Genomic DNA, 13,056 nt, shown 5'->3' with positions numbered 1-13,056 from the left:
ATGGCACCCGGGATGGGCGCCGACGACAAAGCGCCAATCCGCGAACGAGGTCCGAGGCCGGATTCACGGCATGCCGACCGGACCCCCGCGGACGTCGCGTCCGCGCGGGCCGGCTCCTCCTCGCCGTCGGTGACCGAAACTCCGTCAGATCATCGGCACCGGACGCGGGAGGCGGGCGCGGGAGGCTCAGTCAGGGCCTGCGGCGGCTTCCGCTCCGCTCAGGGGCAGCGTGGTGGCAAGCAGGCCGAAAACGGCGGGGTACATGAAGTCTCCGTGAAGCGTGGGGGGTTGGAGATGCACACATGAGGCAACCTCAGTCCCGGCAGTATCCGCTACGCGCGTGGACCAGATATGACAACTCCCCCACCCGGCCTTCACCAGCGGTGCACAGGGACAGCCCTGGTACCGCCTCCCCCTGCGAGCCCCTGGGCCGCCCTTCCGCCACCCGACCTGGTGGCTACACGCATAGCCACCCCCCGAACTATGTAGCCCCACCACATGCGCCGGGAGCCTGGCGGAAGGGGCTGACATGTCGTGAGCCTTCAGAGCTGCCGTGGAGCCGGCCAGCAGCTCGTCAAGGTGGGACAGGAGGGTGGCCGCAGCCTCGCGGGCTTCACCAACGTCGTTTTGGTCGCATGCGTCTACGATTTCGGCGACGTCTGCGCGGATGAGCGACAGGGAGTCTCCCTGGATCAGCACGCTCGGAAAATCACGCGGGGCGGAAGACGGCCGATCGCGTCGTTCCCCGGGTCCGTGAACAGCTCAGCCCGGCGCTCGCCGAGCACGCCGAACGCGAGGCGTACCCTGAAGCCGTCGAACAAGCCCACGCCGACTTCGCCGCCCTCCAGGCCGGCGAACTCCCCGGATCCTGATGGCGGCCCAAGGGCAGCGCACCCTGTTCGGCGGCCGGCTCGACGAGGAACTGCGCAACGTCGAGGACCAGGTGGCCGCCACCGGCCGGGCCCGGCGGGCACAGGGTCCGGACGCCACGCCGCAGGACGCCACGCCCGACGAAGAGCGACCGGCCGCGTCACACTGAGAACAGGTGTGCCGACGAGACGAGGTAGTCGCGGATGAAGTTCGGAGTATCGACATTTGTCACCGACGAGGGCATTGGCCCCAAGGCGTTGGGACCCGCCCTGGAGGAGCGCGGATTCGACTCCCTGCTGCTGGCCGAGCACTCGCACATTCCGGTCAAGCGGGAGACCCCGTACCCGGGGGGTGGTGAGCTGCCACGGATCTACTACCGAACGCTCGACCCGTTCGTGGCGCTCGCCGCTGCCGCCTCGGTGACCCGTGACCTGCTCCTGGGCACCGGCATCGCTCTGGTGGTCCAGCGCGATCCCATCCACACCGCGAAGGAGGTCGCCTCCCTGGATCTGATCTCCGGAGGCCGGGCCGTGTTCGGGGTCGGAGCGGGCTGGAACCGCGAGGAGATGCGCGACCACGGGACGGATCCGGCCGTCCGCGGACGGCTCATGGACGAACGCATCCGCGCAATGATCGAGCTGTGGACCAAGGAGAAGGCCGAGTTCCACGGCGACTTCGTCGACTTCGACCCCGTCTACGCCTGGCCCAAGCCGGTCCAGAAGCCGCATCCGCCCATCTGGGTCGGCGGTGACAGCGAGCGCGCCTTCGAACGCGTCGCCGCGTACGGTGCGGCGTGGATGCCGAGCAGTCCGCCGCTCGAGAAGCTGGGCGAACGTATCGCGCGCATGCGGCGGACGGCCGGAGACCGCCCGTCCGTCGTGGTGTACGCGGGCCGGCACGACCAGAAGGCGCTCGACACCTACGCCGAACTCGGCGTCGAACGTGTCCTGTTGTATCTGCCTACCCTGCCGGAGAACGAGACGCTGCGCACCCTGGACGAACTGGCCGAGGCCACGTCCGGCCACCGGTGACAGCTCGCGGCTGCCGCTGGACAGGAGCTGACCGTGCCGGTCATGACCGAGGACGAGGCGCGCCGCCGGTTCACGACCGCGCGGGTGGCGCGCCTGGCGACGGTGGACGCGGGCCTGCGCCCGCATCTGGTGCCGGTCGTCTTCGCGGCCCAGGGTGAGGAGATCGTCACCGCCGTCGACTGGAAGCCGAAGAGATCGCAGCGACTGAAACGGCTGGACAACGTCGCGGCCCACCCGGCTGTCTGCCTCCTCGTCGACGCGTACGACGAGGACTGGGAGCGGCTGTGGTGGGTCCGCGCGGACGGTGACGCCCGCGTGCTGCCGCCCGGCACGCAGGGCGAGTATCCGGCGGCCGTCGCCGTGTTGCGGGAGAAGTACGCGCCCTACCGGCAGCGACCGCCGACCGGTCCGGCGCTCGTGATCGCCGTCCGCCGGTGGCACGGCTGGCGTGCCGCGTCGGGGGGTTGACCGTACGTCAAGCGGTGAGGGGCGGCCTGCCGAAGGCCACCCCTGACCACTCCGCGGCCCGCCACACTCCAGCCGCCGGGCGAAACCCACAGGTCAGACAGCGAAATCCTGCTGGTGTATCAGACCGCGTCCTCCATGGCGAGTTCGAGGAGCCGCTTGTAGCAGCAAAGGGCTGCGGCAAGTCCGAGAAAGGGCCCGGTCGGAACTCGAGGTACAAGGTGAACCCGACGCGGGCTGTTTCAAAGGGTCGAGGACCCCGTAGCACGCGGAGCGAGTACGGCCAGGAGGCGGCGGGTGATGTCACCGACGTCTCCGCAGCCGTCGATCTCGTGGAGGACGCCGGCCCTCCGGTAGCGCGCGAGCAGCGGTTGCGTCTGCCGCGTGTGGACCGCCAGGCGCGCCCGGGCGGTTTCGGTCGTGTCGTCGCCGCGCTGGACGAGGCGGTGCCCGCAGCTGTCGCACTGCCCGGGGGTGCGCGGTTTCCTGGTGTCGAGGTGGTAGCTGTTCCCGCAGCCGCCGCAGGTTCGGCGTCCGGTCAGGCGGCGCAGCAGCGTCTCATCGGGGGCGGTCAGGTGGAGAACCGCGGCAAGCCGTCGCCCATCACCGGCCATCGCGGTGTCGAGGGCCTCGGCCTGCGTGAGGGTGCGCGGAAAGCCGTCCAGCACGACGCCCGCCGCGCAGGACCGCTCGCGGATCTGGTCCAGGGCCATCTCGGTCACCAGCTCGTCCGGGACGAGGTCTCCGCGGCGCATGTGCGCGGCTGCGGAGGTGCCGAGCCGGGTGCCTTCCGCGACATGGCGGCGCAGGAGGTCTCCGGTGGACAGATGGGGGATGCCCAGAGCCTGCCGCAGCCGTGCGGCCTGTGTGCCCTTACCCGCGCCGGGCGGGCCGATGAGGAGGAGATCCATGAAGTGCCTTCCGTCGGTGCGTGCCGGTGTGCCCACCGTGCTCGGCGGCGTGCTGCGCGAGCAAGGACGGTCTGGCAGGTGGTGGGCCGGGTACGACGAACGGTCGCTCGAGCACGGCGAGCGGTCGGCCGCCGGCAGACAGCACCGTCCGCCCGGATCGCCTTTGGACGTCGGACGGCGGACGTCAGTCAGACGTCAGACAGACAGGCAGTCTTCATCACCCACGCCGGACCGGCTCCGCAGATTCGGGCACGTGCATCGCCAGCATGAGGTCCTCCGCGCCGACGGGAGGCCGCCCCAGCCGTGAGACGACGACCATCGCCGCGAAGGCCAGCGGCACCGACCAGGCAGCAGGTTGCCCCAGCAGGGCCCCGGGCCAGCCCGCAGGGGCAGCGCCCAGCGCGGAGGCCACCGCAGCGCCGGCGGCCGATACCCCGCCGACCACCATTCCGGCCCCGGCACCGGCTGCCGTCAGCCCCCGCCACCAGATACCGAGGAACAGCAGGGGGCAGAGCGTGGACGCGGAGATGGCGAAAGCCCAGCCGACCACGACGCTGATCTCCAGCGAGCCTGCGGGCAACGCCAGCAGCACTCCCACTGCGGCCCCCACCCCGACTGTCACCCGTAGATCGCGCAGTGAGCCGGTGAGCAGGTCATGGCCGATGCCTCCGGCGATCACCAGCAGCAGCCCGGACGAGGTGGCCAGGAAGGCCGCGTATGCGCCGGCCGCGACGACCGCAGACAGCGCGGCACCCCACGGCGGCCCCAGCACCGCCGCGGGCAGGACCAGGGCCACCGTGTCGGTGGGCCCGGTGAGGTACAGCTGTGGGACCGCAGTACGGCCCAGCAGCCCGTACACGGCCGGAGCGAGGTAGAAGAGGCCGAGCAGGGCCAGGGTGACCACCACCGCGCGGCGGGCAGCCCTGCCGTCCGGGCTGGTGTGCAGTCGTACGAGGATGTGCGGCAGGCCCGCCGTGCCCAGGACCGTGGCCACCAGGAGCGACCATGTCTGGAACAGCGGATGTGCGCCACCGGACAGGTGCAGGAGGGGCGTGCGCCAGTCCGCACCACCCAGTTCCGCGGCGCCGCGGACCTCGGGAACCGTGGCTCCTCGGGGGAAGCGCACTCGGGAGCCGTCCGCGACAGCGTGGCGTCCCGGCGCCCAGGTGGCCGTCCGGTCGTCGACGGTGACACTGGTCGAAGTGCGCACCTCGAGGGCCGCGGGTGTGCGGAACTCGACGGTGGTCGCCTGCCGGAACTGGGTACCCCCCTCCGGGTGGACGGCCGCAGACCGGCCCGCCGGCCCGACCGCGATGATCAGCGCCAGTGCGGGTACCGCCAGGAACAGCAGCTTCACGGCGTACTGGAAGGCCTGGACGTAGGTCGCAGCGCGCATGCCACCGAGCGCCACGGTGACGGCCACGACGGTCCCTGCGAGCAGCACCGCCGACGGGTACGGGACACCGACGAAGCGGGCCAGGATGCGGCCCGCGCCCTGGAACTGCGGCACCAGATAGGTCCAGCCGATGAGCAGCACGGCTGTCCCCGCCAGGCGCCGGGCGAGCGGCGAACCGAGCCGGTTCTCCACGAAGTCGGGCACGGTGTAGGCGCCGGAGCGCCGCAGCGGCGCCGCGACCGCGACCAGCAGCACCAGGAAACCGGCGGTGAAGCCCACCGGAAACCAGAACACACCCACACCGCTTTCCAGCACCAGGCCGGCGACGCCCAGGAAGGAGGCCAGGGAGAGGTACTCGCCCGCGATGGAGGCTCCGTTCAGCGCCGGAGACACGCTGCGCGCGGCGACCAGGAAGTCACCCGTGCTTCGCACCACCCGCACGCTGAACATCCCGATCCCCAGCGCGGCCAGCGCCACCAGGGAGATCAGGGCGATGATCATCGCGTCCGCTCCGCCCGCTCGGCACGGCGCAGCAGGACCAGTGCGGCGACCAGCAGCAACGGGTAGAGGAACACGCCGACCAACAGCCAGGACAGCGGAATGCCGGCCAGCCGGATCGTACCCAGCTGCGGCACGGTCGCGATCAGGAGCGGCAGGGCCAGCAACAGGGTGGCCAGTGTCAGCGCCGTGATGCCGGCGAGTCGGCGCTGCCGCAGGTAAGCGCGCCGGGCGGCACGTGCGTCGAACTCCGGCGGCAGGACCAGGTGCCGACCGGCCCCCGACCGTCTGGCCAGGGCCAGCCGGGTCTGGGGGCTCACCACCGCCACACGGCGTGGTCGGCTCATCGCCGCCCCCCGCCGGCCCGGCCCTCCTGGGCCGCGGCGAACAGCTCTTCCTTCAGCTGCCGGGCGTGGCGGCGGCTGACCGGGACGTCACCGCCCGCCGTATGCGCGACCAACTGGCCCACGGCATCGGTCCGCAGGTCCTCGACGGCCCGCAAGGAGAGCAGGAAGCCCCGGTGCACCCGCAGGAACCCGGCCGGGGCCCAGCTGCGTTCGAGTGTGGACAGTGACATGCGGACCAGGAACCGCCCGTCCCGGGTGTCCAGCCGCACATGGTCACCGTGCGCCTCCACGAAACGGACCTGCTCCCGCCGCACGTACCGGGTGCGACCCTGCGACTCCACCTTGAGCACGGCCAGGTCACCGGCCGGTCGGGGTGGTGCCGCGGCAGGGAGGACGGGGGCGGCGCGGGCCCGGCGGACCCGGTCGAGCGCCTGCCGTACCCGTCCGGCGGAGGCGGGCTTGAGGAGGTAGTCCACGGCTCCGATCCCGAAAGCGTCGACCGCGTGCTGCTGTGAGGCGGTGACGAAGACGACGGCCGGTGGCCGCGCCAGCCGGGAGAGCACCGCGGCCAGTTCCATGCCGTCCAGTCCGGGCATTCCGATGTCGAGGAAGGCCGCGTCGAGCTCGCGGTGCCGCAGCAGCTTGAGCGCGGACATCGCGTCGGGGGCCGCGGCCACCTCCCCCACACCGGGGGCGCAGCGCAGCAGGTGCACCAGTTCGTCGAGGCTGAGCGGCTCGTCCTCCACGACCAGTACGGACAGTTCCTGCGTCATCTCGTCGCCATCCCCGGAGAGGACAGCGGCACCCGGAAGGTGACGCGGGTGCCCGCGTCGGGCGCGGTCTCCACGACCAGCCCGTATTCCGGGCCGTACACGGTACGAAGCCGCTGGTCCACATTGGCGAGGCCGATCCCGGAGCGCTCGCGTCGCCCGGACAGCACCGCTTCCGCCAGTTCCGGGTCCATGCCCGCGCCGTCGTCCTCGACGGTGACGGTGCAGTCGGGACCCACGGCGGCGCCGGTGACGGTCACCGTCCCGCCGCCCGGCCGCGGCTCGATGCCGTGCCGGATCGCGTTCTCGACCAGCGGCTGAAGGGTGAGGAACGGCAGCGTCACCGGGAGTACCTCGGGGGCGACCCGTACCGAGGTCGACAGCCGGGAGCCGAAGCGGGCCCTTTCGAGCTGCAGGTACACCTCGATGGCGCGGAACTCCTCGGCGACGGTGGTGAAGTGTCCACGCCCGGAGAAGGCGTAGCGGGCGAGTTCGGAGAACTGCACCAGCAGATCCCGGGCTCGCTCCGGGTCGGAACGCACCAACGACGCGATCGCGGAGAGCGCGTTGTACAGGAAGTGCGGCGAGATCTGGGCGCGCAGCCGACTCAGCTCGGCCAGGGCGAGTTCTTCCCTGGCGAGGCCCAGGACGGCCCGCTCCAGGGCTTCGCCGAGCCAGTCCGCAAGCGCCTCCACCTGCTCGCCCACGACCTCGTCACCGGCCGCCACCAGCGCCCCCATGGGCTCCGCACCGGTGAGCAGCGGCGCGGCGACGGCGCTGCCGCCGCGCACCGGGCGGCCTCCGGTGAGCGCCCGTCCCGCCAGCTCGCGCACGTCCTCGCGAACGTTCCCGGCGGTGCCGAGCGGGCCGGACAGGTCGCACAGGACGACCCCGTCGGCGTCCAGGAGCTTGCGCGCCCGGCGTGCGACCCGGTCGGCGGCCCGCGGCGTGAGACCCTCCGCCAGCTCGCCGGCCATCCCACGGGCTGACCGCAGCACCGCGGCCACGTCGGCGCCGCCGGCTCTGAGCGGATGACGCCGACGCCTGATCCCGGCCGGGTGGACACCGATCACGTACTCACCGTACGTCCACGCGGCTCGCCGTGCCGTGCACCGCCCGGGCGGCCGTTCGTCGCGCCGCGGGGACCGCTCGTCGCGTCCGGAGCGCGGCCCGTCGCAGGGCCCTTCCGGCGGGGTGAATGCAGGCGCAAGGTCGGAACCAGGCATTCCGCCCAGGACCCCAGAGGACCGAACCGGCGGGGCCGCGACCACCCCCACGGAAAGAGGAGCAACACCGTGACGGACCGCACTCCGCATCCGTACTCGCTTTCGCAGAGCGACCGGCGAACGACAGCCGGAACCCTCCCCGCGCCGGCCGCCTTCCCACGACGTCCTCAGGTGGACACGGAGGCCCTTTACGCCCAGGCCGCCGCCGACCGGCTCGGCTTCTGGGCGGAACAGGCCCGCCACCTGTCCTGGACCAAGCCGTTCACCACCGTGCTGGACGACACCGAGGCCCCCTTCTACCGCTGGTTCACCGACGGCACGCTCAACGCCTCCGCCAATTGCCTCGACCGCCATGTGGCCGCCGGTCTCGGTGACCGGGTGGCCTACCACTGGCACGGCGAGGAGGGCGAGACCCGGACGATCACGTACGCGGGGCTGCTCGAGGAGGTGCAGCGGTTCGCGAACGCGCTCAAGGGACTCGGCGTCACCGCCGGCGATGTGGTCGGCATCCACCTGCCGATGATCCCCGAGGCCATCGTGGCGATGCTCGCCTGCGCGCGGATCGGCGCCGTCCACAACGTCGTCTTCGGCGGCTTCGCCGCGCAGGCGGTCGGCGAGCGGATGGCGGCCTGCAACGCCAAGGTCCTGGTCACCGTCGACGGCTCCCGCCGCAAGGGCCGGGTCACCGCGGTGAAGCAGGCCCTGGAGGAGGTCCTGGAGACCCTGCCCGACCTGGAACACGTCGTGGTCGTCGGCGCCGCCGAGGCGCCGTGCCCCATGCGGCCCGGCCGCGACAGCTGGTATGCCGACCTGTGCGCCGCGGCCGACCCGGAGTGCCCCGCCGTGCCGCTGCCGGCCGAGCACCCGCTGTTCATCCTCTACTCGTCGGGATCCACCGCCGCCCCCAAGGGCATCGTCCACACCACCGGTGGCTACCTGACCGGTGTCTCCTACACCCACCGGATCGTCTTCGACCTGGCCCCGGAACGGGACGTCTGGTTCTGCACCGCCGACATCGGCTGGATCACCGGCCACAGCTACCTGGTCTACGGCCCGCTGCTCAACGGCGTCACCTCGGTGCTCTTCGAGGGCGCGCCCGACCACCCTCACAAGGGCATCTGGTGGGAGCTGGTGGAGCGCTACGGCGTCACCCAGCTGTACACGGCTCCCACCGCCATCCGGGCGGCCATGAGCTGGGGCGAGGAGCTGCCGGGCCGCTACGACCTGTCGTCGCTGCGGCTGCTGGGCAGCTGCGGCGAGCCCATCAACCCCACGGCCTGGCACTGGTACCACCGGGTGATCGGCGGCGGCCGCTGTCCGATCGTGGACACCTGGTGGCAGACCGAGACCGGCGGCATCATGATCGCCCCGCTGCCGGGGGCCACCGAAGCCAAGCCGGGATCAGCCGCCCGTCCGCTTCCGGGCGTGTCCGCCGAACTCCTCGAGGCCGACGGCACCCCGGTCACCACCGGGACCGGACTCCTGGCTCTCACCGAGCCGTGGCCCAGCATGCTCCGCACCCTGTATGGGGACGACGAGCGATATCTCGACACCTACTTCTCCCGCTTCGGCAACGACACCTATCTGGTGGGCGACGCCGCCCGACTGGACGAGGACGGCTGCTTCTGGATCCTCGGCCGCACCGACGACGTGATCAACGTCTCCGGCCACCGGCTCTCCACCGCCGAGGTGGAGTCGACCGTCGCCGCGCACCCGGCCGTCGCCGACGTGGCCGTGGTCGCGATCCCGGACGCGCTGACCGGCCAGGCCGTGGTGGCGTTCGTGACGCCGACCGGCGGCCGCCCGGGCGACGCGGCGCTGGAGACCGAGCTACGCGAGCACATCGGGATCCGCATCGGCAAGCTGGCCCGTCCCAAGAGGATCGTCTGGGCCGGCGACCTGCCCAAGACGCGCTCCGGGAAGATCATGCGCCGCCTGCTGCGCGACCTGCTCACCGCCCAGGAGACGGGCGATGTGACGACGCTCGGCGAACCGGACGTGATGGCCGCCCTCAGCACCGCCGTGACGCACCCCACCCACTGACCGCACGAAACGAGAACTGACCCCCCATGCAGAAGCACACCGAGCACACCAAGCGCGGCATCGTCGTCCTGAGCGGTGTCCGCACCCCCATCGGCAAGTTCGGCGGCGCGCTCGCCGACGTCCCGCCGGCCGACCTGGCCACCCTGGTCACCCGCGAGGCGCTGGACCGCAGCGGTCTCGCCCCCGAGGACACCGGACACGTGGTCTTCGGCCACGTCATCCCCACCGAGCCGCGCGACCTCTACCTCGCCCGCGTGGCCGCCGTACAGGCCGGACTGCCGGTGTCGGTCCCGGCGATGAACGTCAACCGACTCTGCGGCAGCGGCCTGCAGGCCGTCGTCTCGGCCGCCCAGAGCATCGCACTGGGCGACTGCCAGGTCGCGGTGGGCGGCGGCGCCGAGGCGATGAGCCGCGGCCCCTACTGGCTCCCGCAGGCCCGCTGGGGCACCAGGATGGGGGACGGCCGGATGCTCGACGCCATGGTCGCGGCGCTCACCGACCCCTTCGACGGCGTCCACATGGGCATCACCGCCGAGAACGTCGCCGAGCGCTGGGAGGTCTCCCGCGAGGACCAGGACCAGTTGGCCCTCACCAGCCACCATCGGGCCGCCGCCGCGGCCGCCGAGGGCCGCTTCACCGACCAGATCGTCCCGGTCGAGGTCCCCACCCGCAAGGGCACGATCCAGGCCACCACCGACGAGCACACCCGCCCCGGCATCACCGAGGCCGACCTCGCCAAGCTGCGACCGGCCTTCAAACCCGACGGCACCGTCACCGCCGGAAACTCCTCGGGCATCAACGACGCTGCCGCAGCCGTCGTCCTCGCCGACGCGGCCGTCGCCGCCGAGCGCGGCCTGGAGCCGCTGGCCCGTCTAGTGGCCTACCGCCATGTAGGAGTCGAGCCGGCCTACATGGGCGTCGGACCGTCCCCCGCGATCAGCCTGCTGCTGGAGGACACCGGTCTGAAGGTCGACGACATCGACGTCTACGAGGTCAACGAGGCGTTCGCCGCCCAGGCCCTGGCCGTGACGCGCGAGCTCGGCCTGCCGCCCGAGCGCACCAACCCCAACGGCAGCGGCATCGGCCTCGGCCATCCGGTCGGCGCCACCGGAGCCGTCCTCACCGTCAAGGCCCTGCACGAACTGCGCCGCGTCGGCGGCCGCTACGCCGTGGTGTCGATGTGCATCGGCGGCGGCCAGGGCATCGCCGCACTGTTCGAACGTGAGGGAGGAGACCAGTGACCGCCACCGACAGCCCGTTCGGCGACTGGGCCCAGCAGCCGTTCCGCGACTGGTACGAGGCCATGGAGCAGCAGGCCGCCAAGACCACCGAGCAGCTCGTCTCGGGCGGCCCCTTCGCCGAACTGCTGGGCCTGACCGCGAGCAACTTCGCCGCCCTGACCCGCATCAGCGGCGAGACCTGCGACCTGATGCTGCGCAACATGCGCTTGGCGGGCCGGGCGGACATGACCCGGCTGGGCAGCCAACTCGCCCGCACCGAGGACAAGTTGGAACGCGTGCTGCAAGAGGTCGAGGACCTGCGCAACCAACTACCGGACCGTTCGCCCGGTGAGGAGGCGGGGCCATGAGCGTCCGCCACCCGCTGCGTCCGGCCCGGGTGCTGGCCGAGGCCGCCAACCTGATCCTCACCGCGGACCAGGCGAACGTCGCGGCCACCCCCCGCGACGTCGTCTGGACCCACCGCACCACCACGCTCTACCGCTACCGCAGCGACCGGCGCCGTCACCCCGTCCCGGTGCTGCTGGTGTTCGCCCTGATCAACCGGCCGGACGTGTTCGACCTCAGGCCGGGGAACTCCTTCGTGGAGTTCCTGCTCGCCGAGGGGTTCGACGTCTACCTGCTCGACTGGGGTGTCCCCGACGAGGAGGACGCCGACCGGGGCCTGGAGCACTACGTCTGCGACCAGTTGCACTGGGCCGTACGCCGGGTGCTGCGCGGCTCCGGCAGCGACCGGGTGTCCCTGGTCGGCTGGTGCATGGGCGCGGCGTTCACCGCCATGTACGCGGCACTGCACCCGGGCGGCCCGGTCGTCAACACCGTCCTGCTCACCATGCCCTACGACACCGAGGGCAGCGTGTACCGGCGCTGGGTCACGGCCGACACCTACGACGTGACGACCCTCGCGGACCTGCGATCCGTCCCCGGCCACGCCATCGACTGGGCGAACAAGATGCTCAAGCCGGTGAGCAACTACGTGACCACCTACCGCAGGCTGTGGGACCAGGTGGAGCAAGGCACCGTCGACCGCGAGGCCTTCCAGTCGATGGCACGCTGGGTGGCCGACAATCCGCCCTTCCCGGCCCGCGCCTACCGGGAATGGATCACCTGGCTGTACCAGGACAACCGCTTCGCCGCAGGCACACTCCGGCTGCGCGGCCACCGAGTCGACCCCGCGAGGATCGACGCGGCCGTCCTCGTGGTGACCGCGGCCGACGACCACATCGCCCCGCGCGCGGGCACCGTCCCCTTCCTCGACCGCGTCGGCTCCACCGACGTCACCCACTTCGACCGCCCGGGCGGACATATCGGCCTCATGGCCGGCTCCAAGGCCCGGAACAGGATCTGGCCCGACATCGCCGACTGGCTCACCGTCCGCTCGGCCCCCACCCCCGCAAGGAGCACCTCGTGACCATCACCGCCCCCTTCGTCACCACCACCGCCGGCCAGAGCCTTCAGGACCGGGTCGCCCTCGTCACCGGCGGCACCCGCGGCATCGGCGCCGCCATCAGCCGCAGCCTGGCCGGGGCGGGAGCCACGGTCGCCGCCGCCTACGCCGGCAATGTCCGCCGCGCGAGCGACTTCCTCGACGAGTGCCGCACCGAGTTCGGAACCGAGAACGAGCGGGTCACCGCCCACCAGTCGGACGTCAGCTCCGCGGACGACTGCCGCCGCCTGGTCGCCGACGTCGTCGAACGCCACGGCCGTATCGACATCCTGGTGAACAACGCCGGCATCACCGTCGACCGCACGGTGGCCCGCATGACCGACGACGACTGGCAGCAGGTGCTGGACGTCAACCTCTCCGGTCCCTTCTATCTCGCACAGGCGGCCCTCGGCCGCATGGTCGAGCAGGGCTCGGGCCGGATCGTGATGATCTCCTCGGTGATCGGCGAGACCGGCAACATCGGCCAGGCCAACTACGCGGCCACCAAGTCCGGCCTCTTCGGCCTCACCAAGACCCTCGCCCGAGAGGCAGCCTTCCAGCTGGCCAAGACCGATCAACAGGACCCCTGCGGACCCGGCATCACAGTCAACGCCGTCACACCCGGCTTCATCGCCACCGACATGCTGGAGCACATCCCGGCCAAGGTCCTCGACCGCATCGTCGGCCAGGTCCCGCTGGGGCGGCTCGGCCGTCCCGAGGAAGTGGCCCGGCTGGTGCGCTTCCTGGCCGATGACGCCTCCGCCTACATCACCGGACAGGTCTGGGGCGTCAACGGAGGCCTCGACATGTGAACCGTCAACTCCCTTCCCGCGCC

13 protein-coding genes are annotated in these 13,056 nt (G+C 71.8%); 8 read left to right on the top strand and 5 right to left on the bottom strand.

What is annotated here, in order from left to right; translation table 11 throughout:
- The first annotated feature begins 871 nt into the window (after positions 1-871).
- From AB0N17_RS17925 to AB0N17_RS17915, 3 genes are read left to right on the top strand one after another with little or no spacing between them, the layout of a single operon-like run.
- Positions 872-1,039 (top strand): hypothetical protein, encoded by a 168-nt coding sequence (locus AB0N17_RS17925; RefSeq protein WP_366012272.1) that lies wholly within the window; start codon positions 872-874, stop codon positions 1,037-1,039.
- Between the two features lie 34 nt (positions 1,040-1,073).
- Positions 1,074-1,901, top strand: coding sequence for an LLM class F420-dependent oxidoreductase (locus AB0N17_RS17920; protein WP_366012271.1), 828 nt, complete (start codon positions 1,074-1,076; stop codon positions 1,899-1,901).
- 33 nt (positions 1,902-1,934) lie between these two features.
- A complete protein-coding gene (locus AB0N17_RS17915) occupies positions 1,935-2,369 on the top strand; it encodes a TIGR03668 family PPOX class F420-dependent oxidoreductase (protein ID WP_366012270.1) in 435 nt (144 codons plus the stop codon).
- A gap of 239 nt (positions 2,370-2,608) precedes the next feature.
- On the opposite strand, the gene AB0N17_RS17910 is transcribed toward AB0N17_RS17915, so the two are convergent.
- The 5 genes from AB0N17_RS17910 to AB0N17_RS17890 form a co-directional block, all read right to left on the bottom strand.
- Complete coding sequence (locus AB0N17_RS17910; protein WP_366012269.1) at positions 2,609-3,277, bottom strand: adenylate kinase; 669 nt, start codon at positions 3,275-3,277, stop codon at positions 2,609-2,611.
- A gap of 217 nt (positions 3,278-3,494) precedes the next feature.
- Positions 3,495-5,174 (bottom strand): cation acetate symporter, encoded by a 1,680-nt coding sequence (locus AB0N17_RS17905; RefSeq protein WP_366012268.1) that lies wholly within the window; start codon positions 5,172-5,174, stop codon positions 3,495-3,497.
- Positions 5,171-5,518, bottom strand: a complete 348-nt coding sequence (locus tag AB0N17_RS17900) for a hypothetical protein (protein ID WP_366012267.1) — start codon at positions 5,516-5,518, stop codon at positions 5,171-5,173. Before AB0N17_RS17900 ends, AB0N17_RS17905 begins: the two co-directional genes overlap by 4 nt.
- A complete protein-coding gene (locus AB0N17_RS17895; RefSeq protein WP_366012266.1) occupies positions 5,515-6,291 on the bottom strand; it encodes a LytTR family DNA-binding domain-containing protein in 777 nt (258 codons plus the stop codon). The genes AB0N17_RS17900 and AB0N17_RS17895 overlap by 4 nt, the downstream gene beginning before the upstream one ends.
- A complete protein-coding gene (locus tag AB0N17_RS17890; RefSeq protein WP_366012265.1) occupies positions 6,288-7,361 on the bottom strand; it encodes a histidine kinase in 1,074 nt (357 codons plus the stop codon). Before AB0N17_RS17890 ends, AB0N17_RS17895 begins: the two co-directional genes overlap by 4 nt.
- A 324-nt stretch (positions 7,362-7,685) precedes the next feature.
- Between AB0N17_RS17890 and acs the strand changes: the two genes are divergently transcribed.
- From acs to fabG, 5 genes are read left to right on the top strand one after another with little or no spacing between them, the layout of a single operon-like run.
- Complete coding sequence (gene acs / locus AB0N17_RS17885; RefSeq protein ID WP_366012263.1) at positions 7,686-9,557, top strand: acetate--CoA ligase; 1,872 nt, start codon at positions 7,686-7,688, stop codon at positions 9,555-9,557.
- A gap of 26 nt (positions 9,558-9,583) precedes the next feature.
- Positions 9,584-10,798, top strand: coding sequence for a beta-ketothiolase BktB (gene bktB, locus AB0N17_RS17880; protein ID WP_366012261.1), 1,215 nt, complete (start codon positions 9,584-9,586; stop codon positions 10,796-10,798).
- The gene (locus AB0N17_RS17875; RefSeq protein WP_366012259.1) at positions 10,795-11,145 is read left to right on the top strand and encodes a hypothetical protein; all 351 of its coding nucleotides are present in this window, start codon (positions 10,795-10,797) and stop codon (positions 11,143-11,145) included. The genes bktB and AB0N17_RS17875 overlap by 4 nt, the downstream gene beginning before the upstream one ends.
- On the top strand, positions 11,142-12,206 hold the full coding sequence (locus tag AB0N17_RS17870) for an alpha/beta fold hydrolase (protein WP_366012258.1): 1,065 nt from the start codon (positions 11,142-11,144) through the stop codon (positions 12,204-12,206). The genes AB0N17_RS17875 and AB0N17_RS17870 overlap by 4 nt, the downstream gene beginning before the upstream one ends.
- Positions 12,203-13,033: a 3-oxoacyl-ACP reductase FabG gene (gene fabG, locus AB0N17_RS17865; protein WP_366012257.1), complete on the top strand. Its 831-nt coding sequence runs from the start codon at positions 12,203-12,205 to the stop codon at positions 13,031-13,033. The genes AB0N17_RS17870 and fabG overlap by 4 nt, the downstream gene beginning before the upstream one ends.
- Positions 13,034-13,056 lie beyond the last annotated feature (23 nt).

This window comes from Streptomyces sp. NPDC051133, from assembly GCF_040682635.1.
Lineage (GTDB): Bacteria > Actinomycetota > Actinomycetes > Streptomycetales > Streptomycetaceae > Streptomyces.
Note: the sequence above shows the minus strand (reverse complement) of the source record. Positions and strands in the feature narration are given on the sequence as shown.